General features: G+C 72.3%; 24 protein-coding genes and 4 pseudogenes. 21 read left to right on the top strand and 7 right to left on the bottom strand.

Translation table 11 applies throughout. The features are described 5' to 3' along the window. The first annotated feature begins 173 nt into the window (after positions 1–173). The 18 genes and pseudogenes from ACODT5_RS06025 to ACODT5_RS06110 all read left to right on the top strand — a co-directional run bounded on the left by ACODT5_RS06025 (position 174) and on the right by ACODT5_RS06110 (position 18225). Positions 174–1979 carry a hydrogenase maturation protein gene (locus tag ACODT5_RS06025; RefSeq protein WP_422518146.1) on the top strand — a complete coding sequence of 602 codons (1806 nt, stop codon included), beginning with the start codon at positions 174–176 and terminating at the stop codon, positions 1977–1979. Positions 1980–2039: 60 nt separating this feature from the next. Further along, positions 2040–3059 (top strand): NADH-quinone oxidoreductase subunit B family protein, encoded by a 1020-nt coding sequence (locus ACODT5_RS06030; protein WP_422519567.1) that lies wholly within the window; start codon positions 2040–2042, stop codon positions 3057–3059. An 80-nt stretch (positions 3060–3139) separates the two neighbouring features. Beyond that, entirely contained in the window at positions 3140–4924 is a 1785-nt protein-coding gene (locus tag ACODT5_RS06035; RefSeq protein WP_422518147.1) for a nickel-dependent hydrogenase large subunit, read from the top strand. Beyond that, entirely contained in the window at positions 4921–5481 is a 561-nt protein-coding gene (locus ACODT5_RS06040; protein ID WP_422518148.1) for a hypothetical protein, read from the top strand. The genes ACODT5_RS06035 and ACODT5_RS06040 overlap by 4 nt, the downstream gene beginning before the upstream one ends. Next, positions 5478–6146 (top strand): DUF5947 family protein, encoded by a 669-nt coding sequence (locus ACODT5_RS06045; protein ID WP_422518149.1) that lies wholly within the window; start codon positions 5478–5480, stop codon positions 6144–6146. The genes ACODT5_RS06040 and ACODT5_RS06045 overlap by 4 nt, the downstream gene beginning before the upstream one ends. Further along, a complete protein-coding gene (locus ACODT5_RS06050) occupies positions 6143–6835 on the top strand; it encodes a DUF6084 family protein (protein WP_422518150.1) in 693 nt (230 codons plus the stop codon). Before ACODT5_RS06045 ends, ACODT5_RS06050 begins: the two co-directional genes overlap by 4 nt. Continuing rightward, positions 6832–8244, top strand: coding sequence for a hypothetical protein (locus tag ACODT5_RS06055; RefSeq protein WP_422518151.1), 1413 nt, complete (start codon positions 6832–6834; stop codon positions 8242–8244). The genes ACODT5_RS06050 and ACODT5_RS06055 overlap by 4 nt, the downstream gene beginning before the upstream one ends. Next, positions 8241–8795: a hydrogenase maturation protease gene (locus ACODT5_RS06060; protein ID WP_422518152.1), complete on the top strand. Its 555-nt coding sequence runs from the start codon at positions 8241–8243 to the stop codon at positions 8793–8795. The genes ACODT5_RS06055 and ACODT5_RS06060 overlap by 4 nt, the downstream gene beginning before the upstream one ends. Further along, a complete protein-coding gene (locus ACODT5_RS06065; RefSeq protein ID WP_422518153.1) occupies positions 8792–8896 on the top strand; it encodes a DUF6893 family small protein in 105 nt (34 codons plus the stop codon). Before ACODT5_RS06060 ends, ACODT5_RS06065 begins: the two co-directional genes overlap by 4 nt. Before the next feature lie 117 nt (positions 8897–9013). Continuing rightward, positions 9014–9439: pseudogene (locus tag ACODT5_RS06070) on the top strand (hydrogenase maturation nickel metallochaperone HypA/HybF); the annotation flags it as partial. Between the two features lie 9 nt (positions 9440–9448). Further along, entirely contained in the window at positions 9449–10327 is an 879-nt protein-coding gene (gene hypB, locus ACODT5_RS06075; RefSeq protein ID WP_422519568.1) for a hydrogenase nickel incorporation protein HypB, read from the top strand. Continuing rightward, a complete protein-coding gene (gene hypF / locus ACODT5_RS06080) occupies positions 10327–12732 on the top strand; it encodes a carbamoyltransferase HypF (protein ID WP_422518154.1) in 2406 nt (801 codons plus the stop codon). Before hypB ends, hypF begins: the two co-directional genes overlap by 1 nt. After that, positions 12701–12964, top strand: a pseudogene (locus ACODT5_RS06085) (HypC/HybG/HupF family hydrogenase formation chaperone); the annotation flags it as partial. The gene hypF and the pseudogene ACODT5_RS06085, both read left to right, overlap by 32 nt. A 34-nt stretch (positions 12965–12998) precedes the next feature. Then, entirely contained in the window at positions 12999–14141 is a 1143-nt protein-coding gene (hypD, locus tag ACODT5_RS06090) for a hydrogenase formation protein HypD (RefSeq protein ID WP_422518155.1), read from the top strand. Continuing rightward, a complete protein-coding gene (hypE, locus tag ACODT5_RS06095) occupies positions 14134–15198 on the top strand; it encodes a hydrogenase expression/formation protein HypE (protein ID WP_422518156.1) in 1065 nt (354 codons plus the stop codon). The genes hypD and hypE overlap by 8 nt, the downstream gene beginning before the upstream one ends. A 140-nt stretch (positions 15199–15338) precedes the next feature. Beyond that, the gene (locus ACODT5_RS06100; RefSeq protein WP_422518157.1) at positions 15339–16187 is read left to right on the top strand and encodes a class II glutamine amidotransferase; all 849 of its coding nucleotides are present in this window, start codon (positions 15339–15341) and stop codon (positions 16185–16187) included. A 103-nt stretch (positions 16188–16290) separates the two neighbouring features. Then, the gene (locus ACODT5_RS06105) at positions 16291–17457 is read left to right on the top strand and encodes a carboxylate-amine ligase (RefSeq protein WP_422518158.1); all 1167 of its coding nucleotides are present in this window, start codon (positions 16291–16293) and stop codon (positions 17455–17457) included. Positions 17458–17706: 249 nt separating this feature from the next. Then, positions 17707–18225 carry a DUF5133 domain-containing protein gene (locus tag ACODT5_RS06110; RefSeq protein WP_422518159.1) on the top strand — a complete coding sequence of 173 codons (519 nt, stop codon included), beginning with the start codon at positions 17707–17709 and terminating at the stop codon, positions 18223–18225. A 182-nt stretch (positions 18226–18407) separates the two neighbouring features. Here ACODT5_RS06110 and ACODT5_RS06115 read toward each other — a convergent pair whose 3' ends face one another. From ACODT5_RS06115 to ACODT5_RS06130, 4 genes are all read right to left on the bottom strand, one after another. Continuing rightward, entirely contained in the window at positions 18408–18911 is a 504-nt protein-coding gene (locus ACODT5_RS06115; protein WP_422518160.1) for a DUF6328 family protein, read from the bottom strand. A 527-nt stretch (positions 18912–19438) separates the two neighbouring features. Further along, on the bottom strand, positions 19439–19843 hold the full coding sequence (locus tag ACODT5_RS06120) for an ATP-binding protein (protein WP_422518161.1): 405 nt from the start codon (positions 19841–19843) through the stop codon (positions 19439–19441). Between the two features lie 202 nt (positions 19844–20045). Beyond that, positions 20046–20294, bottom strand: coding sequence for a hypothetical protein (locus ACODT5_RS06125; RefSeq protein WP_422518162.1), 249 nt, complete (start codon positions 20292–20294; stop codon positions 20046–20048). A 38-nt stretch (positions 20295–20332) separates the two neighbouring features. After that, positions 20333–21301 (bottom strand): D-alanyl-D-alanine carboxypeptidase family protein, encoded by a 969-nt coding sequence (locus ACODT5_RS06130; RefSeq protein ID WP_422518163.1) that lies wholly within the window; start codon positions 21299–21301, stop codon positions 20333–20335. Positions 21302–21741: 440 nt separating this feature from the next. On the opposite strand from ACODT5_RS06130, the gene ACODT5_RS06135 reads away from it, so the two are divergent. Further along, positions 21742–22017 carry an isoamylase early set domain-containing protein gene (locus tag ACODT5_RS06135; RefSeq protein WP_422518164.1) on the top strand — a complete coding sequence of 92 codons (276 nt, stop codon included), beginning with the start codon at positions 21742–21744 and terminating at the stop codon, positions 22015–22017. 72 nt (positions 22018–22089) lie between these two features. Here ACODT5_RS06135 and ACODT5_RS06140 read toward each other — a convergent pair. Beyond that, positions 22090–22713 (bottom strand): annotated as a pseudogene (locus ACODT5_RS06140) (AI-2E family transporter); the annotation flags it as partial. A gap of 214 nt (positions 22714–22927) precedes the next feature. On the opposite strand from ACODT5_RS06140, the gene ACODT5_RS06145 reads away from it, so the two are divergent. After that, positions 22928–23485 (top strand): hypothetical protein, encoded by a 558-nt coding sequence (locus ACODT5_RS06145; RefSeq protein WP_422518165.1) that lies wholly within the window; start codon positions 22928–22930, stop codon positions 23483–23485. A gap of 44 nt (positions 23486–23529) precedes the next feature. Beyond that, positions 23530–24219, top strand: coding sequence for a hypothetical protein (locus ACODT5_RS06150; RefSeq protein ID WP_422518166.1), 690 nt, complete (start codon positions 23530–23532; stop codon positions 24217–24219). Between the two features lie 465 nt (positions 24220–24684). Here the strand turns inward: ACODT5_RS06150 and ACODT5_RS06155 are convergent. Continuing rightward, a pseudogene (locus ACODT5_RS06155) lies at positions 24685–24855 on the bottom strand (DUF6262 family protein); the annotation flags it as partial. Next, complete coding sequence (locus ACODT5_RS06160; RefSeq protein ID WP_422518167.1) at positions 24852–26942, bottom strand: tyrosine-type recombinase/integrase; 2091 nt, start codon at positions 26940–26942, stop codon at positions 24852–24854. The gene ACODT5_RS06160 and the pseudogene ACODT5_RS06155, both read right to left, overlap by 4 nt. Positions 26943–26982 lie beyond the last annotated feature (40 nt).

Below are 26982 nucleotides of genomic sequence, written 5' to 3' on the forward strand. Positions count from 1 at the left end.
CCGCCGAGCGGCCCTGTGCGCAGGCGCGTACGGGTGACAAGGGCAGCGGGGCGCGCGCGCTCGCCCGCGGGCGTGCCGAAACATCTCTGGCGGCCGGTCACGCGCCGGCCCCGCACAGCCGATCCGGCCGGGTGACCCCGTGCCGTGGCACCGGTCCGTCGCAGGGAGTCCCCGTGCACGTCCTGCTCGTCGCGAGCGCCTTCACCAGTCTCACCCAGCGGGTCCACGCCGAGCTGCGCGACCGCGGCCACAGCGTCGCCGTGGAGCTGGCGCTCCCCACCGCCGACCTGGCGGCGTCCGTCCGGCGCCACCGCCCCGAGCTGATCGTCGCGCCGATGCTGACCTCGGCCGTGCCGGAGGAGGTCTGGTCCGCCCACACCTGCCTGATCGTGCATCCCGGTCCGGTCGGGGACCGGGGTCCCTCCTCGCTCGACCGGGCGGTGCTGGACGGGGTCCCGCGGTGGGGCGTCACCGTCCTGCAGGCCAACGCGGAGATGGACGCCGGCGACGTGTGGGCCTCGGTGGAGTGCCCCGGCCCGGACCCGGGCGGGTCGAAGAGCCTCTGGTACCGGGGCGAGGTGGCCGACGCCGCCCTGGAGGCCGTCCTGCTCGCCGTGGACCGCTACGCCGGCGGTACGTACGTCCCCGAGCCGCAGACCGGGGGCCTGGCCCGCCCCCTGCTGCGCCAGGAGCACCGCCGGATCGACTGGCTGCGGGACGGTACCGAGCGGGTGCTGCGCACGTTGCGCGCGGCGGACTCCCGGCCCGGTGTACGGGACGAGCTGCTCGGCGGCGTCTGGTACCTGCACGGCGGCCACCCGGAGGACCGGCTGCGCGGCCGTCCCGGCGAACTGCTGGCCACCAGGGCGGGAGCCATCTGCCGGGCCACCGCAGACGGATCCGTGTGGATCCCGGAGCTGCGCGCCCACCGCTCCCCGGGGCAGCCGGCCGCGCCCAAGCTCCCCGCCACCCTCGCGCTCGGGGACCTGCTTCCCGAGCTGCCCGAGCTGCCCGAGCTGCCCGCCCCGGCGGAAGCCGGCCGGGGGCCCCGGCCCCTTACCTGGTCGGACATCGGCTACCACGAGGAGGGCGGGGCCGGGTTCCTGTCGTTCGCCTTCCCCGGCGGCGCGATGAGCACCGCCCACTGCCGGCGCCTGCTGGACGCCTACCGTGCGGCCCGTGCCCGGCCGACCTCGGTGCTCGTGCTCGGCGGTGGACGGGACTTCTTCTCCAACGGGATCCACCTGGGCGTCATCGAGGCCGCCGCGGATCCCGCCGAGGAGTCCTGGGCCAACATCAACGCCATGGACGACCTGGTGGAGGCCGTCCTGACCACCACCGACCGGCTCGTGATCTCCGCGCTGGGCGGCAACGCGGCCGCCGGAGGGGCCATGCTGGCCCTCGCCGCAGACGAGGTGTGGTGCCGCTCCGGTGTGGTCCTCAATCCGCACTACCGGCTGATGGGCCTGTACGGATCGGAGTTCTGGACGTATACCCTGCCGCGCCGGATCGGCTCCGCGGGCGCGGAGCACCTGACCGGGCAGGCCCTGCCGCTGAGCACCGCTGCGGCCCGTCGGCTGGGCCTGGTCGACCGGACGATCGCCTGCCCGCCCGCGGAGTTCGCGGACCGGGCCGCGGCCCTCGCCGCCCGGCTCGCCGGCCACCCCGCCACCGGCTCCCGGATCGCCGTGAAGAAGGCGCGCCGGGAGCTGGACGAGGAGCGGCGCCCGCTGGCCTCCTACCGGGCGGCCGAGCTGGAGCGGATGCGGCAGACCTTCTTCGACCCGCAGGCCCCGTACCACGCGCTGCGCCGGGCCTTCGTGGGCAAGGTGCGCCCGGACGCGACCCCGCCGCACCTCGCGCGGGCGGTACCGGCCCGGCTCGGTGCTCCGCCGTCCGCGCGACCGGGCTCGCCGCCGGTCTCCGTCACCGGACCGGGTGTACATGACGCGGCACCGGTCCCCGGCGGGTGCTACTAGCAAGAAAGGTGGGGCCGATGAGCCCCTCGCGGTGACGGGCCCCCGGCCGCGGACGACCCGCTGATCCACATCCTCTGGATCAACGCGGGCCTGAGCTGTGACGGGGACTCCGTGTCCCTGACCGCCGCGATGCAGCCGAGCATCGAGGAGATCGTGACCGGGACGCTGCCCGGGCTGCCCCGGATCGCCGTGCACTGGCCGCTGATCGACTTCGAGTGCGGTCCCGTCGGGGGCGCGGACACGTTCATCGAGTGGTTCTTCAAGGGCGAGCGGGGCGAGATCGATCCCTTCGTGCTGGTGGTCGAGGGCTCCATCCCCAACGAGAAGATCAAGGCCGAGGGCTACTGGTGCGGGTTCGGCGACGATCCGGCGACCGGCCAGCCCATCACCACCAGCGAGTGGATCGACCGGCTGGCGCCCAAGGCGCTCGCCGTGGTGGCCATCGGCACCTGCGCCACGTACGGCGGCATCCACGCGATGGAGGGCAACCCGACGGGTGCGATGGGCCTGCCCGACTACCTGGGCTGGGACTGGAAGTCGCACGCCGGGATCCCCATCGTGTGCGTGCCGGGCTGTCCGATCCAGCCGGACAACTTCTCCGAGACCCTGACCTACCTCCTCTACCAGGCGGCCGGCTCGGCCCCGATGATCCCGCTCGACGACAAGCTGCGGCCCACGTGGCTGTTCGGCAACACGGTGCACGAGGGGTGCGACCGGGCCGGGTACTACGAGCAGGGCCAGTTCGCGGAGACCTACGACTCCCCCAAGTGCCTGGTGAAGATCGGCTGTTGGGGTCCGGTGGTCAAGTGCAACGTGCCCAAGCGCGGCTGGATGAACGGCATCGGCGGCTGTCCGAACGTGGGCGGCATCTGCATCGCCTGCACGATGCCGGGCTTCCCCGACAAGCTCATGCCGTTCATGGACAAGCCGCCGGGCGCCACGGTCTCCACCAAGGCCAGCGGCGCGTACGGCGCCCTGATCCGAAGGCTCCGGGCGATCACCCTGCACACCGTCGACCAGGAGCCCAAGTGGCGCCACACCGGCGAGAAGCTCACGACGGGCTACCGCCCGCCCTGGTGAAGCCGGCCCCGACGACCACCCGCCCGCCCCACCCCGCACACCTCCTCCACCCGCGCTGATGAAGGGTCACGGCAGAGACGATGGAACCGAAGACGAAGGCAGCCGGCGACGGCAGCGGCCTGGTCGAGATGGCATGGGATCCGATCACCCGGATCGTGGGCAGTCTCGGCATCCACACGAAGATCGACTTCAAGCAGAAGCGGGTCGCCGAGTGCTACAGCACCTCGTCGGTCTTCCGTGGCTACAGCGTCTTCATGCGCGGCAAGGACCCCCGTGACGCGCACTTCATCACCAGCCGCATCTGCGGGATCTGCGGCGACAACCACGCCACGTGTTCCGTCTACGCGCAGAACATGGCCTACGGGGTGAAGCCCCCGCACCTCGCCGAATGGATCATCAACCTCGGCGAGTCCGCGGAGTACATGTTCGACCACAACATCTTCCAGGAGAACCTGGTCGGGGTCGACTACTGCGAGAAGATGGTCCGCGAGACCAACCCCGGGGTCCTGGAGCTGGCCGAGCGGACCGCCGCCCCGCACGCGGGCGAGCACGGCTACCGCACCATCGCGGACATCATGCGCTCGCTCAACCCCATCGAGGGCGAGTTCTACCGCGAGGCCCTCCAAGTCAGCCGGTACACCCGGGAGATGTTCTGTCTGATGGAGGGCCGCCACGTGCACCCCTCCACCCTCTACCCGGGCGGCGTCGGCACCATCGCCTCGGTCCAGCTCTTCACCGACTACATGAGCCGCCTGATGCGGTACGTGGAGTTCATGAAGAAGGTGGTGCCCCTGCACGACGACCTGTTCGACTTCTTCTACGAGGCCCTGCCCGGGTACGAGGAAGTGGGCCGCCGGCGCGTCCTGTTGGGCTGCTGGGGCGCCCTCAACGACCCCGAGTACTGCGACTTCACGTACGCCAACATGACCGACTGGGGACGGAAGATGTTCGTCACCCCGGGCGTGGTGGTGGACGGCAAACTGGTCACCAACGACCTCACCGAGATCAACCTGGGCATCCGCATTCTCCTGGGCAGCTCGTACTACGACGACTGGCAGGGGCAGGAGCAGTTCGTCACGCACGACCCGCTCGGCAACCCGGTCGACCCGCGCCATCCGTGGAACCAGCACACCATCCCGGCCCCGCAGAAGCGGAACTTCGACGACAAGTACAGCTGGGTGATGTCGCCCCGCTGGTTCGACGGCAAGGACCACCTGGCGCTCGACACCGGCGGCGGCCCCATCGCCCGGCTCTGGTCCACGGCGCTGTCCGGGCTGGTGGACGTCGGCTACGTCAAGGCCACCGGGCACAGCGTGGTCATCAACCTGCCGAAGACGATGACCAAGCCCGAGACGACCTTCGAGTGGCGGATCCCCAAGTGGAGCAACGCCCTGGAGCGCAACCGGGCCCGTACCTACTTCCAGGCGTACGCGGCCGCCATCGCGCTGCACTGCGCCGAGAAGGGGCTGGCGGAGGTCCGCGCCGGACGCACCCAGACCTGGGAGAAGTTCGAGGTGCCGGACCAGGCGGTCGGCGTCGGCTTCACCGAGGCCGTACGGGGCGTCCTGTCGCACCACATGGTCATCCGCGACGGGAAGATCGCCAACTACCACCCGTACCCGCCGACTCCGTGGAACGCCAGCACCCGCGACACCTTCGGCACACCGGGACCGTACGAGGACGCCGTGCAGAACACGCCCATCTTCGAGGAGAACACCCCGGAGAACTTCAAGGGGATCGACATCATGCGGGCGGTCCGCAGCTTCGACCCGTGCCTGCCGTGCGGGGTGCACATGTACGTCGGCGGCGGCAAGACCGTCAAGAACATGCACGTGCCCACCGGCCTGAGCGGACTGGGCGGATGAGCGCCGCACGCGCGGGCGCCGCGGGCGCCGCGAACGTCGCGCTGGACGCGCGGCAGGCCGGGCAGCGGGTGGACGAGGTCCTCGACCGGCTCGCCGCCACGGGCGACCGGGCGGCCTGCGCCGCCGCCGAGGAACTGGTCCGCGGGCTCATGGAGTTCTACGGGGCGGGGCTCGCCCGGATCACGCAGCGGCTCGGCGACCACGGCCTGGCTCCGCTGCTCGACGACGAGCTCGTCGCGAGCCTGCTGGCCCTGCACGACCTCAACCCCGAGGACGTGCTCGTCCGGATCGGGCGGGCGCTGCGCTCCGCCCCGGAGCCGGCGGAGCTGCTCGGCTTCGACGCGGCCTCGGGCGTCCTGCGGCTGGGCGTTCCCGCCGCCGGCGGCTGCGGCTGCGGCGGTTCGGAGGCCGACTCCTCCCCGGTCCCGCGGGGCGTGGCGGACGCCCTGGCGGCCTTCGCGCCCGAAGTGACCTCCGTGGAGGTGGAGCAGGCGGCCCCCGCCCCGGCCCTCCTGCAGATCGGCGCCCGCCCGCAGACCCCGGCACGGGTCCGGTGAGCGCGCCCGCCCCGGCCGCGCGCGGCCTGCGCAGGTTCGCCGGCGCGCGCCCGCCGCGCCCCGAGACCTGCGAACTGTGCGGGGTGGCGGTCGCCGAGGACGCCCACCGGCACCTGGTGGAGACCGAGCGGCGGGCCCTGGTCTGCGCCTGCACCGCCTGCGCGCTGCTCTTCGACCGGCCGGGGGCGGCCACCGGCCGGTTCCGCGCCGTACCGGACCGCTACCTCACCGACCCGGCGCATCCGCTGGGCGCCTGGGAGGCCCTCCAGATCCCCGTCGGGGTGGCCTTCCTCTTCCGCAACGCCGCCCTCGACCGCCTGGTCGCGCTCTACCCGAGCCCCGCCGGAGCCACCGAGAGCGAGCTCGACGCCGAGACCTGGCAGCGCGTGCTCGGCGCCGCGCGGCTGGCAGGCCTGCTGGAACCCGACGTGGAGGCCCTGCTGCTGCACCGCTCGGCCGGGGACACCACCTGCCACCTGGTCCCCATCGACATCTGCTACGAGCTGGTGGGCCGGATGCGGATGCTCTGGCAGGGCTTCGACGGGGGCGCGGAGGCCCGGGAGGCCCTGCGCGTGTTCTTCGAACGGGTGGAACGGCGGGCCCGGGTGCTCGCCCCCGATCCAGTGGATCCGGTGAATCCGGTGGAAGCGGGGCGGCGGCCGTGACGGACTTCGCCTTCGCCTGCACCGGGGTGCGCGCCGATCCGTACGCCGCCGGACCCACCCTGGTGTTCCGGCTGCGGCTGACCGCCTCGCCCGGGGTGCGTGTGCACGCCGTCGCCCTGCGCTGCCAGCTCCGCGTGGAGCCGGCCAAGCGCCGCTACGGCCCGGTCGAGGCCGACGGGCTCGCCGACCTCTTCGGCGACCCCTCGCGCTGGGGTTCCACCCTCCAGCCGGTGCAGTTCGCGCAGGTCTCGGTGATGGTCCCGAGCTTCACCGGGGAGACCGAGGTCGACCTCGTGGTGCCGTGCAGTTACGACATGGACATCGCGGCGACCCGCTACTTCGCCGCGCTCCAGGGCGGTGAGGTCCCGATGCTGATGCTGTTCTCGGGGACCGCCTTCACCGGGGCGGGCGGCTTCCACGTGGAGCCGGTGCCCTGGGACCGCGAGGCCGCGTACCGGATGCCCGTGGCCGTATGGCGGGAGATGGTCGAGCAGCACTTCCCCGGGTGCGGCTGGCTGCGGCTGCCCTCCGACACGATGGCCGACCTGCTCGCCTTCCGCTCGCGGCACGCGCTCCCCTCCTGGGAGGCCACCGTGCGCACCCTCCTGGACGCCGCGGCCGGGCCGGCGCCCGCTCCGGTCCGGCTGGGGGCGCCGCCGCCGCTCGTCATCGAGAGGACCGCGCCGTGACCACCACCGCCCGCACCCTCACCGGCGCACCGGACTCGCGCTTCGCCACGGCCCGGCAGGTGGCCGACGCCGTCCTCTTCGAGGGGTACGTCCTCTACCCGTACCGGGCCTCCGCGGCGAAGAACCGGATGCGCTGGCAGTTCGGCGTGCTCGTGCCGCCCGCCTGGGCCCCCGCCCACGGGGAGCACTCCTTCCAGCGGACCGAGATCCTGCTGGAGCCCCGGGGCGCGGCGACGCTCTCCGTGGAGCTGCGCTTCCTGCACGCGCAGCGGCGCACGGTCCAACGGGCCGGCGCCGACGGCTCGTTCGAGGAGGTCGCCGAACTCCAGCTGGCCGACCGGGTACTGGTCCCCTGGGACGAGGGGACCGAGGAACGGGTCGAGGTGTCCGTCGCCGTGGCCGAACTGTCGGGCGCCGATGTAGTCTTCCCCTTCGACCGGCCCGCCCGCGAGGAGGTCGAACCGGTCCTCGACGCCGAAGGCCGCACGGTCGGCCGCCTGGTGCGGCGTACGGAACGGATCGAGGGCCTGCTGCGCCTGCGCGCGGACGAACTCGAAGGCCCCTACCGGGTGTCGAAGCTCACCGCCGTGGTGGAGAACACCAGCCCGTGGGCCCCGGCGGATCCGTCCGCGACCCGGGAGGAGGCGCTGCCCCGCTCCCTCGTCGCCGCCCACCTCCTGCTGGCGCTGGGCTCCGGCTCCTTCCTGTCGATGACCGACCCGCCCGAGTGGGCCAAGGGGGCGGTCGCGAGCTGCGAGAACCGGAACACCTGGCCGGTACTGGCGGGCGAGCCCGGCCGCACGGACGTGGTCCTGTCCTCCCCGATCATCCTGGAGGACCACCCGGCCATCGCCCCCGAGAGCGCCGGGGCCATGTACGACGCCACCGAGATCGACGAGATCCTGGCCCTGCGCACCGCGGCCCTCACCGACCAGGAGAAGCGGGAGGCCCGCGGGACGGACCCCCGGGCGGCCGCCGTGATCGAGCTGGCCGATTCGATGCCGCCCGAGGTGCTGGAGCGGCTGCACGGGGCCGTACGGGGCCTGCGCGACATCACCGGCGAGGCCGCCGCACCGGACGCGGACGCGCTGTTCCGGCCCGGGACGCCCTGGTGGGACCCGGCCGGGGCGGACTCCGCCGCGCCCGTACCCGAGCACGTGACGGTCGACGGCGTCCGGGTGGGCGTCGGGAGCCGCGTGGTGCTGCGCCCGGGGCTGCGGCGGACCGACGCCCAGGACCTGTTCCTCCAGGGCCGCACCGCCCAGGTGGAGGCAGTCCTGCACGATGTCGACGGAGGGGTGCACCTCGCCGTCACCGTGGAGGGCGACCCGGGCGCCGACATCCGCCGGGAGCAGGGCCGGTTCCTGTACTTCCAGCCGGACGAGGTCACCCCCGAGGAGCGGACGTGAGGGCCGGCGTGGGCGGGCGCACCCTGATCGCGGGCATCGGCAACGTCTTCCTCGGCGACGACGGCTTCGGCGTGGAGACCCTGCGGGCCCTGTCTGCGCACCCGCTGCCGCAGGGTGTGGAGGCGGTGGACTTCGGAGTCCGCGGGGTCCACCTCGCCTACCAGCTGCTGGACGGCTACGACACGGTCGTCCTCGTCGACGCCACCGCGCGCGGCGGGGCGCCCGGCACCCTGTACCTGATCGAGGTCGGCGAGGAGGACGTGGGCGCTCCCCCGGGCGGGGCCGCCCTCGACGGCCACGACATGTCGCCCGCCACCGTCCTCGCCCTGCTGGACACCCTGTGCGCCGGAACGGGCGCCGAGGCGCCCCGGCGCGTGCTCGTCCTCGGCTGCGAACCCGCCTGCCTCGAGGAGGGCATCGGGCTGAGCGCACCCGTGGCCGACGCCGTGCCGCGGGCCGTGCGCGCGCTCCTGGACCTGCTCGGGCAGGAGGAGCCGTACGCCCCCGGGACGGACGACCGGAACCGCCGAGAACTGAGGAGCACCCCATGAAGAAGGCCGTCGTCGGCGGGGCCACCGCCCTGGCCCTGCTCGCCGTCCTCAAGCAGGTCCTGCCCGACATCAGGCGCTACTTGCGCATCCGCCGCATGTGAACGCGTACGCCCCGGCCTCCGAATGGAGTACGGGGCGTACGGGCCTGCGGCGTGCCCGGCCACGGCGCCCGGGTCCTGCCGGTCTAATGAGCCCCGGCAGGACGGAGACCCCATCCCATGCACGAGATGTCGATCGCCATGGCCGTCGTGGGCCAGGTGGAAGAGGCGGCCCCGGAGGCCGCCTGCGCCGTGAGCCGAGTGGAGCTCCAGGTCGGCGAGTTGGCCGGGGTGGTCCCGGACGCACTCGGCTTCTGCTTCGAACTGGCCTGCGCCGGAACGGTCCTCGAGGGGGCCGAGCTCGTCGTCCGGTCCGTGCCGGCCCGCGCGCGCTGCGGCGCCTGCACGGGCGACTGGGCCGTGGGGATGCCCCCCGACCTGTGCTGCCCCGCGTGCGGAAGGGCCACGGAGGTCGAGCTGCCGTCCGGGCGCGAGCTGCGCATCCTCACGGTGACTTGGGAGGACGCCCGGCCCACCGAGGACACCGCGGCTGCCGTGGCCACCGCGGCCGCTGTGGCCCCCTGCCGCGCACCGATCTCCGAGGAGGCCTGGCCCATGTGCCGAGTGGTCGACCTGCAACAGGCGGTACTCGCCAAGAACGACGGGGCCGCGCAGGCCCTGCGCGCCGAACTCACCGCCCGCGGCACGACGGTGGTCAACATGCTGTCCAGTCCGGGCAGTGGCAAGACCGCCCTGCTGGAGCGGGAACTGCTGCTGGCGGGGGAACGCGGGGTGGCCGTGGCCGCCCTGACCGCGGACCTGGCCACCGAGAACGACGCGGTACGGCTGGCCCGTTCGGGCGCACCGGTCAAGCAGGTGCTCACCGACGGGCTGTGTCATCTGGAGGCCGCGATGCTGAGCCGCCACCTGCACGGCTGGCTGCCCGAGGAGACCCGGCTGCTCTTCGTCGAGAACGTCGGCAATCTGGTCTGCCCGGCCTCCTACGACCTCGGGGAATCGCTGCGCGTGGTCCTCGCGTCCGTGACCGAGGGCGAGGACAAGCCGCTGAAGTACCCGACGGCCTTCGGGCTGGCCCAGCTCGTCGTCGTCACCAAGACGGACATCGCGCAGGCCGTCGAGTTCGACGAGGCGGCCTTCCGCGCGAACGTCCAGCAGGTCAACCCGGGGGTCGAGGTCGTCCTCACCTCGGCCCGCACCGGCGAGGGCCTCGGCCTCCTGCTGGACCGTGCGCAGGCGGTCGGAGCGGGAGCCGCGGCGCACACCCCGGTGATGGCCCGTGCGTGTACCGGGGTGCAGAGCGCCGGTACGGGCGACAGCCACAGCCACAGCCACGACAACGGGCACGGCGACGGACACGGGCACGATCACGGGCACGGCCATGACCACGGCCATGACCACGGCCAGAGGCACACGCACGCACCGGTGCCGGCCGGCACTCCCGCGGCAGCGCGAGCACACGGGCAGTCCCTCTGATGGAGTCCGTGCAGCGCCGCCGGGTCACCGTCCAGGGCGTGGTGCAGGGCGTCGGCTTCCGGCCGTACGTCTACGCCCGCGCCACCGGGCTCGGCCTGGCCGGCCACGTCACCAACACCCCGGAGGGCGTGGTGACCGAGGTCGAGGGAGCGGCGGCCGCCGTGTCCGCGTTCTGCGAGCGCCTCGCGGCGGACGCACCGCCGCTCGCCGTGGTGGACGCCGTGGACCACTGCGAGGTGCCGGTGGTCGGCGGCGCCGGGTTCGCGATCATCGCCTCCCGGAGCGGCGGCCCGTCCCGGACCCTGGTCTCCCCGGACACGGCCACGTGCGCGGCCTGCCTCGCGGAACTGGCGGATCCCGGGGACCGCCGCCACCGCCACCCCTTCATCACGTGCACGCACTGCGGTCCCCGCTTCACGATCGTCACCGGGCTGCCCTACGACCGCGCGCACACCACCATGGCCGGCTTCCCGATGTGCCCCGACTGCGCCCGCGAGTACGCCGATCCGGCCGATCGCCGCTTTCACGCCCAGCCCGTCGCCTGCCCGGCCTGCGGTCCCCGGCTGCGGCTGCTGGTCGCCGGCGGCGGGCGGGACCCGTACGAGCTCACCGGTACGGATCCGGTCGCCGGGGCACGCCGCATGCTGGCCCGGGGCGCGATCCTGGCGGTCAAGGGGCTCGGCGGCTACCACCTGGCCTGCGACGCCACCCGCCCGGAGGCCGTGGCGGAGCTGCGTCGGCGCAAGTCCCGCGGTGACAAGCCGTTCGCCGTGATGGCACGCGACCTCGCCGAGGCCGAGCGGCTGGCACACATCGGCCCCGAGGAGCGTGCCCTGCTCACGGGCGGCGTCCGGCCCATCGTGCTGCTCCGCAGGCGGGCCGGCGTCCCCGGACCGGCCGAGGAGGTCGCGCCGCGCAGCCCCGACCTCGGCGTGATGCTCCCGTACACCCCGCTCCACCAGCTGCTGTTCGGGCTTCCCGGCGACCCCCCGGGGCCCGGACTGCTCGTCATGACCAGCGGGAACCTCGCGGGTGAGCCCATCGTCACCGAGGAGGACGAGGCCCTGGAGCGGCTGGCCGGGCTCGCCGACGGCTGGCTCACGCACGACCGGCCCATCCACGTGCCGTGCGACGACTCCGTGGTGCGGGTCTGCGACGGTGCCGCGCTGCTGGTCCGGCGCTCGCGCGGCTACGCCCCGCTGCCGCTGCCGTTTCCGGTTCCCGCCACCCTGGCGACGGGGGGCGACCTGAAGAACGCCCTCTGCCTCGGGGAGGGCCGCCGGGCCTGGCTGTCCGCGCACATCGGCGACATGGACGACCTGGCCACCCAGATCGCCTTCGAGCGGGCCGAGGGGCAGTTGGAGTCCGTCACCGGGGTGTCGCCCGTCCTGCTGGCCACCGACCGCCACCCCGGGTACCGGTCGGGCCGGTGGGCGGTCCGCAACGCGGGGGGCCGGCCGCTGGTGCGCGTACAGCACCATCACGCGCACATCGCGTCCGCGCTGGCCGAACACGGACTGGACGGCGGCCGCCGGGTGATCGGCGTCGCGTTCGACGGCGCCGGCTACGGCGACGACGGCGCGGTGTGGGGCGGCGAGGTGCTCCTCGCCGACTACGCCGGGTACACCCGCTTCGCCCACCTCGCGTACGTGCCGCTGCCGGGTGGCGACGCCGCGGTGCACCGGCCGTACCGCATGGCCCTGTCGCACCTGCGGGCCGCGGGCATCCCCTGGGATCCGGACCTGCCGTGTGCGAGCAGCTGTCCGGAGGAGGAATTCCGGGTCCTGTCGCGGCAGTTGGAGCTCGGCCTGAACTGCGTTCCGACCTCCAGCATGGGACGCCTCTTCGACGCCGTGTCCTCGCTGGCGGGCATCTGCCAGCGCTCCGGGTACGAGGCCCAGGCCGCCATGGAGCTGGAGTCCGCCGCGCTGCGGGCCACGGAACAGGCGGGATTCCGGGCCGCGGATCCCGGCCCCCGCCCGTACGGCTTCGCCCTGAACTCCCCGACTCCCGGCGACGAGGGTCCCGTCACCGCGGATCCGGCGCCCCTGCTGGTGTCGGTGGTGGCCGATCTGCGGGCGGGGGTGGCTCCGTCCGTGATCGCGGCCCGCTTCCACGCCGCCGCCACCGGGCTCGTCGCCGATCTGTGCGTCCTGGCGCGCGAGCGGCACGGGCTGGACACGGTGGCCCTGACCGGCGGGGTCTTCGCGAACACCCTCTTGTCCTCGGCCTGCGCCCGCGCGCTGCGCGAGCGCGGCTTCACCGTACTGCGGCACCGCCAAGTCCCGCCGAACGACGGCGGGCTGGCACTCGGTCAGCTCATGGTGGCGGCCGCCCGCGGCGTCACCGACCCCCCACAGCGAGGAGAGGCCCATGTGCTTGGCGGTACCCGGCAAAGTGCTTGACGTTGCGGACAAGGACGGCACCCGCATGGCCACGGTCGACTTCGGCGGCGTGCAGAAGGAGGTGTGCCTGGAGTACCTGCCGGACCTCCAGGTCGGCGAGTACGCCATCGTCCACGTGGGCTTCGCACTGCAGCGCCTGGACGAGGAGTCCGCCCAGCAGACCCTCGCGCTGTTCGCGGAACTCGGCATGCTCCAGGAGGAGTTCGGCGACTCCTGGGAACTTGCGCCGACGCCGACGGTGGCGATGGCAGCGAGGGAGGGCCCCGGTGAAGTACATCGACGAGTTCCAGGATCCCGCCCTCGCGCGGCGGCTGCTGGACGAGATCCACGCCACGGTGACCCGGCCCTGGGCCCTGATGGAGGTGTGCGGCGGCCAGACCCACACCATCATCCGGCACGGGATCGACCAACTCCTCCCGGATCAAGTGGAGTTGATTCACGGACCGGGCTGTCCCGTCTGCGTCACCCCGCTGGAGGTCATCGACAAGGCGCTGGAGATCGCCTCCCGGCCGGGCGTGATCTTCTGCTCCTTCGGGGACATGCTCCGGGTGCCTGGGACCGGCCGGGACCTGTTCCGGGTCCGCAGCGAGGGCGGTGACGTACGGGTGGTCTACTCTCCGCTCGACGCCCTGACCATCGCCCGGCAGAACCCGGACCGGGAGGTGGTGTTCTTCGGCATCGGCTTCGAGACCACGGCCCCGCCGAACGCGATGACGGTCCATCAGGCGAAGCGGCTCGGCATCCCCAACTTCAGCCTGCTGGTCTCCCACGTACGCGTTCCCCCGGCCATCGAGGCCATCATGCGCTCCCCCAGTTGCCGGGTGCAGGGCTTCCTCGCCGCCGGGCACGTGTGCAGCGTGATGGGGATGGCGGAGTACCCGGAGCTCGCGGCGCGGTATCAAGTGCCCATCGTGGTGACGGGCTTCGAGCCGCTGGACATCCTCGAAGGCGTACGGCGGACCGTGCTCCAGCTCGAACGGGGCGAGCACACCGTGGAGAACGCCTACGAGCGCGCCGTCCGCCCGAAGGGCAACCCGGCCGCCCTGGCCATGCTGGAGGACGTCTTCGAGGTCACGGACCGGGCCTGGCGCGGGATCGGGGTCATCCCGGACAGCGGCTGGCGCCTGTCCGAGCACTACCGGGAGTTCGACGCCGAGCACCGCTTCTCGGTCACCGGGATCACCACGCGGGAGCCCGCCGAGTGCCGCAGCGGCGAAGTGCTCCAGGGGCTCATCAAACCGCACGAGTGCGAGGCCTTCGGCACGCTGTGCACGCCGCGCAACCCGCTCGGCGCGACGATGGTCTCCAGCGAGGGCGCCTGCGCCGCGTACTACCTCTACCGCCGGCTCGACCTCCAGGCCGCGCCGGCCGCCCCGACGACGCCGCTGGAGGCGAGCCCCGTTGGCTGAGACCGCACCCCTGGACATCACCGGCTGGACCTGCCCGGCGCCGCTGCGCGACCATCCGCGGGTGGTGATGGGCCACGGCGGGGGCGGCGCGCTGTCCGCCGAACTCGTCGAGCACCTCTTCCTCCCGGAGTTCGGCGGCCCCGCCCTCGCCCAGCTCGGGGACTCCGCCGCGCTCTCCCTCGGGGGTGTACGGCTGGCCTTCTCCACGGATTCCTACGTCGTGCGCCCGCTGTTCTTCCCGGGCGGCTGCATCGGCGACCTCGCGGTCAACGGCACGGTCAACGACCTGGCCATGTCGGGGGCCGAACCGGCCTACCTCTCCTGCGGGTTCATCCTGGAGGAGGGCGTCGAGATGTCCGTCGTCTCGCGGGTCGCCCGCGCGATGGGCGAAGCGGCGCGCGCCGCGGGCGTGGAGGTGGTCACCGGGGACACCAAGGTCGTGGAGAGCGGCCACGGGGACGGCGTCTACATCAACACCGCGGGCATCGGCCTCATCCCGGCGGGGGTGGACCTGCGCCCGCAGCGGGTCGTGCCCGGCGACGTGGTGATCGTCAGCGGTGACATCGGGCTGCACGGCGTGGCCATCATGAGCGTCCGCGAAGGCCTCGAGTTCGGGGTCGACGTGGAGAGCGACTGCGCGCCGCTGAGAGGTCTCGTACGGAGCATGCTCGCGGTCACCCCCGACCTGCACGTCCTGCGCGACCCCACCCGGGGCGGTCTGGCCGCCGCGCTCAACGAGATCGCCACGGCCTCCGGCACCGGCGTGCTGGTCCACGAGGCCCGGGTGCCCGTGCCCCCGGCCGTCGCGAACGCCTGCTCGATCCTCGGCCTGGACCCGTTCTACGTGGCCAACGAGGGCAAGCTCGTGGCCTTCGTACCGCGCGAGCACGCCGAGGCCGTGCTCGACGCGATGCGGGCGCATCCGCTGGGGCGCGGGGCGACCGTGATCGGCGAGGCCGTGGAGGCCCACCCGGGCATGGTCGTGGCCCGCACCCGGCTGGGCGGCACCCGCGTGGTGGACCTGCCGCTCGGGGAGCAGCTGCCGCGGATCTGCTGACCCGGCCCCCGCCACGGTGGCGCCCGGCTGTGACGGGCGCCTTCCCGGGCCCGTCACGCGGCGGACCGGACGGTGGGCCCAGGACCGCGGACGCCCGCGGGGTTAGGCTCGGAATGAGGCCGCGAAAGGGAAGGTTGCGCATGTGCCGGTGGCTCGCCTACTCGGGTTCGCCCATGCTGCTCGACGCCGTGCTCTACCGTCCGGAGCACTCGCTCATCAACCAGAGCCTCCACGCCCGGATGGGGGTCGAGGCGACGAACGGCGACGGCTTCGGGCTCGGCTGGTACAGCGGACACGCCGGAAAAGGGGACGGCACGCCGGCCGTCTTCCGGGACATCGCACCGGCCTGGAACAACCGAAATCTGCGCGAGCTCGCGGCCCACGTACGCTCGCACCTGTTCTTCGCGCACGTGCGCGCCTCGACGGGCTCGGCCGTCCAGCAGACCAACTGCCACCCCTTCCGTCACGGCCGGTGGCTGTGGATGCACAACGGGGCCATCGCGGACTTCCAGCGGCTGCAGCGCGACCTCTGCCTGGCCGTGGACCCGGCCCTCTTCTCGTCCATCGAGGGCTCCACCGACTCCGAGGTGATGTTCTACCTGGCGGTGACCTTCGGGCTCGACCAGGACGTCCCCGGAGCGGTGGCCAGGATGGCCGGGCTCGTGGAGCGGCTCGGGAAGGAGCACGGCGTCGCGGAACCGCTCCAGATGACCCTGGCCATCAGCGACGGCGAGCGGCTCTGGGCCTTCCGGTACTCCAGCCAGGGCGCCTCCCGGTCGCTCTTCTACAGCAGCCGCGCCGAGACCGTCCGCCGCCTCCACCCCGAGGTGGAGTACCTCCGCGAGATCTCAGACGAGTCGCGCATCGTGGTCTCCGAGCCGCTGGGGGACCTGCCCGGTGTGTGGAACGAACTTCCCGAGGCCAGCTACACGGTGATCCCGTCCGTCCCGGACCAGGACTACCTGCCCTTCGTCCCGTCGTTCGGCTGACGGCCGCGCCGGAGCCGGTTCTCCGGCGGCCTCCCCGCGTGGGCGGCGATCCGAGGGGTAGGCGCCGTTCATCAGCCGCTTCGGATCCACGGAAGGGGTTCCGATGTCACTGACCGTGTCCACGCCCTCGGCCTCCGGACGGGAAGGAGACGCGTGCCTTCCCGGACGGGTCCCGGTCCTGACGATGGGAGTGGAGGAGGAGTTCCTGCTCGTCGACCGCGGCAGCCGGGCCCCGGTGGGGCGCGGCCCCCGCGTCATAGAAGCCGCCGCGCGCACGCTCGGGCCGCTGGTCCAGCCGGAGTTCTTCACCGCCCAGGTGGAGGTCTGCACCAGCCCCACCACGGACGCCGCGGCGCTCCGGTCGGAGCTGTCCCGGATCCGGGCCGAGGTGATCCGCGCCGCGGCCGCCGAGGACTGCCTGCTGGTGGCCGCGGGGCTTCCCGTCGTACCGCCCGAGCATCCGCTGACGGTCACGCCCGACGAGCGCTACCACAGGATGGAGTCCCACTTCGCCTCGGTCCTCGGCGACTACGACCAGGCGATCTGCGGCTGCCACGTCCACATCGGGGTCGACTGCCGGGCCCAGGCCCTCGACCTCGCCAACCGGATGCGCCCCTGGCTGCCCGTGCTCCAGGCCCTCGCGGCCAACTCCCCCTTCGACCGGGGCAGGGACTCCGGCTACGCCAGCCGGCGGGCCGTGGAGTACGCCCGCTGGCCGACCGTCGGGCCGGCCCCCGTCCTCGACGAAGCCGCGTACGAGCGCTGCGCCGATGACCTCGTGCGCAGCGGCACTGTGCTCGACCGGCGGATGATCTACTGGTACGCCCGTCCGTCCGAGCACGTGCCCACGCTGGAGATCCGCGTGGCCGACGTGAACGCCCGGATCGGCACGGTCGTCCTCCTGGCCGTCCTCGTACGCGGCCTGGCCGCCACCCTGCGCGCGGAGGCGGCCTCGGGGTCCCCGGCCCCCGAACCGCATACGGCGCGGCTCCGCGAAGCCCACCTGCTCGCGGCCGCCCACGGCCTCCACGGCGACGGCCTGGACCCGGTCGACGGCGTCCCGGTGCCCGCGTGGACCCTGATCGACCGGCTACGGGAGCGGGCCGCCCCCGGACTCGCGGCGTCGGGCGACTCGGAGCTCGTCGACGCCCTGCTCGAGGAGGTCAGGACCGAAGGCACGGGCGCGGCCCGGCAGCGCGCCGCGCACGGGGGCCACGGACGGCTCAGCCGGGTCGTGGACAGCCTCGTCGAGGCCCTGGCCGCGGGCTGAGGCCCTGGCCGTGGCCTGAGGCCCTGGCCGCGGGCTGAGGCCCTGGCCGCTGGCACGGGCGGACCTGACGCGGGCGGTTCCCCGGACCGGCCGGGGGCGCCGAGCCGTCCGGGCCGGTCGGCCGCACGGGTCATGGCAGTTGTTCGGGCCCCGAACCAGCGCGCCGTGCGGCCCGTGCCCGGACGGCGGGCATAGCGTCCCTACGCGGGCCACCGCACCGTCCCCACCGAACCGGACCGGAGGAACCCCGTGCCGACACCCGGAGAACCCACTCCACCGACCCGACAGGCCCCCGCCGCCCGGACGCACGGGCACCCGCTGCCGGCGCCGACGGGCAACTGGGCCGTCGGGATGCTCATGGCCACCACCCCCTGCTCGGCCCGCGACGCGCTGCGCGTCCTCGCGACGGCCGCGGACCTGGCCGACGTACCCGTCGCGGACCTGGCTGCCGCGATCACGGCCACCTCGTGCGGGACCGCCCTGCCCGCCCGCCTCGAACGCGCTCTGCGCCGTGCCGTGGAAGCCGCCCGGACCCGTGGAACGGCGGCCGGCCCCCGCACTGCCGGGGTCGCGCCGAACCCCGCCCGGACCGAGGAGGTGCTGACCCGGCTGCGCGGCTGCCAGGCCCGGCTCGCCGCCTCACCCCAGGACCCCGCGGCCCTGCGGGCCATGGACGACACCGCGTACACCCTGTGCGTGCTGATGGGCAGGCCCACCGCCCTCGAAGCCATCACCGCGGCGGAGGAACAGCTGGCCGCCACGGCCTAGCGGCCCCGCTCGGGGGCCTAGGTCGTCTCTTTCGGATCTTGCCGGTCAGGTCCGCGTCGTCCGGTGCCGTGCCTCGGCGCGCTGCCGGGGCTCCCGCGTACTGGACGTACCCGGGTGCCGCGGCAGTGCGGCGAGGTGCGGTGCCGGGCGGCGCGGGCCCGGCAAGATCCGAAAGAGACGACCTAGGAGTCCTCGGGGTCGTTGCCGGCGGTGTACCGGACCCGTGCCCACAGGGGCAGCACGAACCAGCACAGCACGTACCAGGCGAACACTCCGACGACGAGCCATGTCGCGAGGGCGTTGCCGGTCGCGACCCTGAGGACGAGGAGCAGGGCGGAGGTGCTCGTGGCCAGGAGCAGCAGGAGTCCGGTGAAGGTCAGGCGCGCGGCCCACGCGACGGCCTCGGGCTTGATCCTGCGCCCCGAGACGAGACGGTGGAAGGCCACGGGGCCGATCAGGGCGCCGGTCGCCAGGGATCCCAGGACCACCGTCACGACGTAGATCGTCTTCTCGGTCTGCGGGAGCCCCGAGAACACGGGGGCGAAGGCCACCGTCAGCAGGAAGCCGAACAGGATCTGGACGCCCGTCTGGGCGACCCTGATCTCTTGGACGAGTTCTTGCCACTGCCGGTCCGCGCGTTCCTCCGGGGACTCGTCCCGCCCAGTCTGGTCCGTCCCGTTCGCCATCGGGCGCTCCCTCAAAGGTCTCCCCCGGCATCGTCCGCCCCCGGGCCCGGCATCATGTTCCGCGGCGCGCGGGCGTGCGAACGAGCCGGTCGCGAAACCTCGGCACGGAGTGGGGCCGGCGCCGGCTCGGGCTCGGCGGGAGGGGCTGGAGCCCGGGCGGCGTCGGCGGTCTGGAAGGCCGCCCGGCTACCGGGTCGGGGGCGCCGGCGGGGGTTCGGGCATCGGCTCCGGATCCGGAAGCGGCATCGGGACGGGCCTGGGTGTGTGCGGTCTGGTGGTCGAGTTCGTCATGATGACTCCGACTCGGCTCGGACGGGTGTGTTCACCCGGGCGCCTGCCCGCTCCAGCCCACCCCAATCCCTCCGCGCCGTCTCCTCGGAGCGGGCCGTCTGCCACCGGCCCTGATACGTCCGTTTCACGGTTCTCTCTCCCTCGGCCCGGGGACGTACGTACACCCCCTCGATCGCGTCCGGCGCCTACCCGGAGAGGCGGCGCGCGCACACCGGCCGACCCGGCCCCCGTGGTGATCATTCCTGCGGAATCAGCCGCACACCCGTGTGGATGGTCTTGCCGCCCGGCCGGTGCCGGATGTGTACATGGCTGCCGAGCCGGTGGACCAGGGCCCAGCCCCATCCGCCGCCCCCCTCCAGATCGGGGGCCCTCAGCCGCGGCTCCGCATCGCTGTAGTCGGTGACGTCGATCGCGATCTCGTCGGGTTCCAGTGCGAGGTCCAGGACGCAGCCGTCCGCCGTGTGGCGGATCGCATTGGTGACGAGTTCGCTGACGAGCAGCAACGTCGTGTCCATGACCTCGGGGGCCACGGAGCGGCCGCCGCGCGAGGCGTCGGCGAAGAAGTGCCGGGTGAGGTCGCGGGCGGTTGCGGCCGCGGCCGTGCCGTCAAGATCGCTGTGCTGTCTCAGATGGAGAGTCATCCCCGTTCCCGCGGCCTCCGGTTTCGATTCCCCGGGCCGGACCGCCGGATTCAACGGTGACGATCGCCCGGGAATGAATGGTGTCCACATCGGTGCGCGTACCCGCTCCGCGCGGTTTCACCGCGTTCGGCGGCCGGGCGATGTCCAGGCCGCGGGCACGAAGTCGAGCAGGTGGTGCGGGCCGGGGCGCGCCCGGGCCGGTCTATCCGGCGGCGGCCCGCTCGACGCGCTCCGGGTCGGACGGTGGCGAGCTGGATCCGGTACCCGTCCGGGACGGAACTCCGGGCGGGCGCCCGTGTTCGTCGACCATGGCGCCCTCGTCGGGCAGCAGCTCGGGCCGACCGCCCTGGGGGTGGTGGGGACGTGCCTGTCCCTCGCGTGCGGGATCACTGCCTGCGGCGTCACGCCCGGCGGCGTCTTCTCTGGCGGCATCCTGTCCGTGCTTGCCCATGGCTGTCTCCTCCGTCGCCTCCGCCCCCTGCTGCTCACCTACCCCGCTGGACCGCGACCAGACAGTGCGACCACCGCCGGCGCGGACGGCCGGGGCCGTGCGAGTGCGTCGAGCGGGGCGCGTTGGACGGCTTCGACGAGTCGGCGGCTGTGGGCCCAGACCGCCGCGCGGGCGCGCACCGGGGAACAGTCGCGTCGCTGCGCGAGGACGGCGCCGAGGACCAGCCTGCGCGTGCCGCCGACGTCCTTGTAGGCGGCCCACAGGACGTTGCCCCCGGCCGGGGTGCTGGTGCCCGTCTTCAGTCCGATGACGCCGTGCCGGCCGAGCAGCCGGTTGGTGGTGCACGCCTCGCCCCGGCCGCCCGGGAGGCGGACCGAGGGGGTGGCGACGATGGTCCGGAACACCTCGTCCCGCATGACCGTACGGGCGAGGACGAGCAGGTCGGCGGCCGTGCTGGTGTTCCCGGTGTCCATGCCGCAGGAGCCGGTGAAGGCCGTACGGGCCATGCCGAGGTCCGCGGCGGCCTCGTTCATCCGGCGCACGAAGGCCGCTTCGCAGCCGGCGATCCGGCGGGCGAGGAGCCTGGCGATATTGTTGCCCGAGGGGATCAGCATGTAGGCGAGCAGCTGCCGCAGGGGGAACTCCTGTCCTTCCTCGACGGGCACCACGGATTCGATCGTGGAGCCTGCCTCGCGGGCGGCGGCCCGGTCGACACGCACCACGGGCCCGGGGTCCCCGGGGCCGAGCGGGTGCTCGCGCAGGACCACGTAGGCGGTCATCACCTTGGTCAGGCTCGCGATCGGGACCGGGACCTGCTCGCCGACCGTGCCGAGGCTGCCGACCCCCTCCACCTCCATGCTCGCCTGACCCTCGTGCGGCCAGGGCAGCGCCTCTGTCGACACCGCGCGACGGGCGGCGGCGAAGGCGGCGTCACCGGCCCGGGCAGCCGCGAGCCGACCCCGCCCGGGTAGCTCGGCGGACCGTGGGAGGAACGCGTGGACAGACATGACACTCCCGGGTCGGGTTCCAGTGGGGGCAGGTGCCCCGCCGCGCCCGGAACGGTCCGGGCCCGGGCCGCCCGGCGGCCGAGGGCACACACCGGAGCATGGCCGCTCAACCCATCGGAACCCCGGCCGCTGTCCATCGGCGGGTGCTCCACCGTGTATCGGTTCCGCGGCTCTGGTTGCCGGACTCGGCGGCATGGCCTTCGGCCCGGAACGTCGCGGCCCGCCGGATCCGGGCGGCGGCGCGACACACCGGATCCTCGCGTCTGTCCGAATGTCCGTCCGGCAAACCTGCCGGAACCGGACGCCATGGCGACCGGGTCCGCTCCGGACGGGTGATCCGGACGCCCGTACGGCGAGTCGTGGGCCGGAACGGGCGGTGGTCGTCATGCTGACCCCGATCGGCAGGCACCGCCCGCCCGCCCTACGAAAAGGAGCAGTCCGTGCTGGAGCGCAAGCGCCGGAAGCACACGACCGATGTCACCTTCGTACTCCCCGGGGACGTCCCGCCAGGGCCTGTGAGCGTCGTCGGTACGTTCAACGACTGGCTTCCCGGCACGCACGTCCTCGCACCCCGGACCGACGGAACGCGCGCCGTGACCGTGGCCCTCCCCGCCAAAGCCACCCACAGTTTCCGCTACCTCGCGGCCGGCGACTACTGGTTCGACGAGCCGGCCGCCGACGGGCACGAGGAAGGCAACAGCCGCCTGCGCACCTGACCTCACCTGGTGCCGGGTGGTCCGTCCGTCCGTCTGTCTGTCCGTCCGCGCGCGCGGCGCGCCCACACCTGTTCAGCGGTCGGGGCCGTCTTCAGGCCCCGACCCCGCCCCCGCCGGCCGGTCCTCCGGCGGGGCGCCGGACGCGGGCGCCGGGGGCCCCGCGCTCGTGACGGCGCGGGCGGGGTGGGCCCGGAGGTGGGTGACCACCGTGTTGCCCACGGCGACGAGCGGGACCGCGACGACGGCCCCGCCGATTCCCGCGATGGTGCCGCCCGTGGCGACGGCCAGGACCACGGCCAGCGGGTGGACCCGTACGGCCCTGCCCAGGATGAACGGCTGGAGCACGTGTCCTTCGATCTGCTGCACCACGAGGACGACCATCAGCGCCATCAGGGCGGTGAAGACCCCATCCGTGACGAGGGCGACCACGACCGCCAGGGCGCCGGAGACGACGGCTCCCACGAGGGGCACGAAGGAGGACAGGAAGATCACCACGCCGATCGGGACGGCGAGCGGCACGCCCAGGAAGTAGATGCCCACGCCGATGAAGACCGCGTCGATCATGGTGCCGCGCACGTAGGCGGTGAGGGTCCGCCAGGCGGGCGGGCCCGCGCCGGCGACACCCGGGCGGGCCGCCGCGGGGACGAGCCGCAGGGTCCACTGCCAGATGCGCTTGCCGTCGTACAGCAGGAAGAGGTGGGGTTTACCGATCGTCAAGGTGACTAGATGAGCTCTGAGCTGTGGCAATGAGTTGAGTACATGTTCGCGACGTGCCCGTGATGAGGATCCGTGAAAATGGCTGTGGCAGATATTTCGTGACGCACACGATGGCGGGGGGACCGATGGTTGGCTCATGCTTGATCGCTAGCGCCGGAGCCCGGGAGCCGGGCATGCCTTGAGGGGGTCCGCGGTGGAGGGCGGTGAACTGGTACGCGCAGAACTGCGACGCGTCGATTGGGCGTCGTTGGAGTGCGGCTGCGGTGACTCTGCGGAGCATGTGCCGCTTCTGATCGAGGCGATCGTCACTGCTGAGACACCCCAGGACATGATCGGATACACCCTTGATGGTCATGTCGAGGAAAGCACGATCATCTTCGAGTGCACTCCGCCAGCGGTCGGCGTGATCATGGCCGCGCTGGCCAGCGATCTCTCGACACTGGCCCGAGACGTGCTGCTGCAGACGTTGTCCTTCGTGGCTGCGGGTTCCGGCGACTACGGACCGACCGCGGGAAGTGAGGGTCTGGTCGAGGCGTGCAGGCACCACGTGCAGGAGGGGTTCTGGAGGCTTGTCCAGATCGGGCTCACGGGTACTGCGGAAGACGCCGAAACAGTGGCGGACATTTGTGAGTCCTTCGGGCTCGGCGGCGACAAAGCCATCTTTTACCAGGCCGAGCTTCGCGACCGTGTGCACGCGAAGACCAAGCGGGCCGCGTCGGCTCTGCCACGCAGTGGTGTCGGACCCGGGTGACATGCTGTCGATCGCATGTCCTTTTACGAACGGAGCTGCTGGCGATGGGTGTCGACTTTGATGCCGCCTGGTGTGCGACAGATCTCGGCGACCATCGCCCCTGCCGCCATACGTATGAGAGGTATCCCTACGACACCCTGCCGCCTCTGGACAAGAAGCAGCTCACAGGCGTGTTCCAGTGGCTGGGCGATCCAGGCGAAGTCGTCGCCGAGCGGGCGGCGAAGGTGCGGCAGCTGGAGGAGAGGCTGGCTGCCGAAGGACTAACGTTGCCGAAGGACTTCGTCACCTTCCACGTCTCGTCGAACCTGCGAGAGTCCTTGGACTCGGTGTCGGTGACTGGTTGCTGGAGCAGCCTCTCCGAGCCACTGCCGAGCCCCGTTGAGCCGGGTGCGTTCCTCGTCCGTTTCTTCCGTGACCAGCAGGACTGCGTTCTTTGGTACCTCTACTTGCGCCCGTCTGGCGAGGTCTTCGTGGTCAACTCCTACCTTGACTACGAGTACGAGTACGAAGCGCGGGACTCGGAGGGCTCCGAGCCGGAGAGCGATCTGAACGATCTTGCCGCTCAGAAGGCCGAGATCCTTTGGTGTGCTCCCTCCTTCGAGTACTTCGCCTACCGCTTCTGGCTTGAGAACCGTCTCTGGCGCGCTGTGAATGGCGTGGGCGATGTGTCCCTCGACGCCGAGATGCATGAGTATCTGGACCACTACGAGGCCGCGTCGCCCCAAGGGGCTTGACGCCAGTGCAGTGCGCGGGCTCGCCGACCGAAGGTCAGCGGCCAGCTCGGCCGGAAGGCCGCCGGCCAGATCTGACTCGGCAGTCCGTCCTAGATCGGCGAATCTCACAGCTCGAAGCCAGCGGGTGTTGGAGCGGGCGGCTTGGAGGCGGTCTTCGAGTGTCCGGTTGTCCTGGGCCAGCTGGCTCAGGCGCTCCTTGAGAGCCGTGTTCTCGGCGGAGATGCGCTGGGCTGAGTCCTGTGGCTGGTGGGTTTCCAGGTCGCGGATGTGGCCCATGAGCTGGGCAATTCTGTTCCGCTGGGTGCGGATCTCGCCGTGCGCGTCTTTCAGGGCGGCTTCGGCGTTGAGTGCTCGGTCACGCGATCCGTCGCTGTCCCTGGGCGCGGGGACGCCGCGGTTGCCACCGTGGCTGTCTCGATTGATGTTCGCGGTGACGAGGGTTCGGGCTTCGGGGTTTTCGTAGAGGAAGGTGCGGGAGACGCCTGCCTGGCGGACCAGGGCGGCGACGGTGATCGTGGTCCGCTGCCGCTTAAGGACGCTGATAGCGGTGCGGACCTGCTCGATCTTGCTCTGAGTCCGCGCGCGGCGGACGCGGTTTGCCGCCGCAGTCCGTGACGCGGGGATCGCGGAATTCATGCCGGGATGTCCTCCTCGTCGGCGCGGACCAAGTCCGCTGTCCGGAAGGCAGTGCTCCACATGCGGTGGAAGTAGTCCTGCGGGCGGCGCAGATCCAGCGCGAGGGCGTCGTCGAGGAGGCCGAGGCCGGCGAGCGCGTTCTCCAGTCCGTCGATGGCTCGCGCGGTGGGCGCGAAGACCTGGTGCAGGTAGTCGGCGGTGGCATCGTCCGGGGCGCGTTCGGCGATGGCGTACCACTGCTCGCGTTTGCGGCGCCAATAGAGTAGGTCGGCGCCGGATACCACGAACTTGTCGCACCCCGTGCAGTCAAGGCTGAAGGGGCAGGCGCCGCCATTGACGACGGGTTGGAACGTGCAGAAGCCGCCCTCGGCGGGTGTGCTGCGGCGGGAGAGATCGATGGCCAGTGCCTGTGCCCGGGCCGCATCGAGGGGGCGGACGGTGTGGGAGAGCAGCTCCCCGGGGTTGGGGGCTCCGGGGCCGGCGACCCAGACGTGCTGGAGCACGTCTTCGATCTCGCTCACGGCCACGTGGACGTAGTGCTCCGCCATGCGTTCGGAGACGTGCCCGAGGTAGCGACGGATGTGACTGAGGGTGGCTCCGTGCCGCAGGAGTTGGGTGGCCAGGGTGTGTCGGGCCTGGTGGGGGACAACTGGACTGAGTTCCAACTCCTCGACCCAGGCCCGGAAGCGGGTGTGGAACCAGCTGTAGGACAGCGGTTTCGTCGCGTTGCCACCACGGTGGAGCATGGAGGGGAACAAGACCAACTCGGCACGTTCACGGGTCGTGGGCACACGCCCTCCGTGCTGGTCGGCGAACAGTGCCAGAGTCTTGTCCTGCCGTGCACGAAGGCGCTCGTAGAGGGGGTCAGGAGTCCGGATGGCCTGGTCGTAGTTGCCGACCTTGGTCTGATCGTGCCAGAGCATGGGGAGCCCGTTGTAGCGGCCGAGGCACTCCAGTGTGAGGTTGAGGATTTCCCTCGCCCGCCGTCCTGTGCAGATGATCGCCTCCCACATGTCCCGCAGGCCCTGATCGCCAGGATCATGGCGTTCGGCGAGCTGGTGCAGGTTGTTCTCGTCGGCCAACGCGCGGGCGGCGGCATCGGGGAACGGCCCTCGGGTACGGCCGACGTTCCTCCCACCGGAAGGCATGGCGACAATGCACTCCCGGGACAGGCCGATCCGCTCACCGGTGCCGGTCTCCAGCGCAGTCCGCAGGACGGTGCGGGCGCCGGCGAACAGGAGCGTACGCATTTGCCCGGTGACGATCGCGTTGTTCCTGCGGTTGGTGGCCATCAGGGTGCGGGTGGGCAGCTTCATCCGTTCCCGGTTGCGGATGTCGACGACGTAGTCCTCGATGTGCCCGGCGCTCAGCTGCGAGGGGTCATGTCCGCCGGCGGGCGCGTGGTCCCGCAGGAACGCTCCGAGTTCCACGCATCCGCGGCGGGTCTTGTCCATGAATGTCGTGCTGCGCGGACACTGCGGGGAACGCAGTACCCCGGCGATGTAGTCCCACAGCAGGTCGCGCAGCCACCGCTGGGGCACATCGGCCAGAGAGAAGTGCCCAGAACGGTGGGGGAAGCGGACGCCGAAGTGTTGGGTCTGGATGTAACCGGCCTCACGGGTGTCCGCGGGCGTCTTGTAGAGCAACTCCAGCTCGGCGCGGATCTCCCGGACAACAGCCCGGTCGTTGTTGTTGGAAGACTCACCCAGGTCCAGATCCAGCAGCGAGTGGCAGTCCAGACGATGACACATCTCGACGAGGTTCTTGATCCAGGTGATCTCCCAGCGCCGCCGGTGGCCGCCCTGGGCATGTGTGTGCAGGCCCCACTTGATCTCGGCCCGCACCAGCGGACGAAGACTGAGCAGGGTGATCTGACCGCCCCGCATCACCGGCCATGCCTCCCCGCACCACCGCAGGAACACCGACTCGTCGTCGTAGCGGACCGGCGTGGGGGCATCTGTGGACTCGTGGAGGTAGTACGACTTCGGCAGCCGGGCGCCGCCGGGCCGGCCGGCCGCCTGGTAGCGGTATCCATGGACCGTACACAACAGCAGCGCAGAAGACGCCAGCTCCAGGCACCCAACCACCCGACAGTTCCCGTAGCCGGGATACGGCTGCTGCTGCGCT

Source organism: Streptomyces tatrensis (assembly GCF_049310065.1).
Lineage (GTDB): Bacteria > Actinomycetota > Actinomycetes > Streptomycetales > Streptomycetaceae > Streptomyces.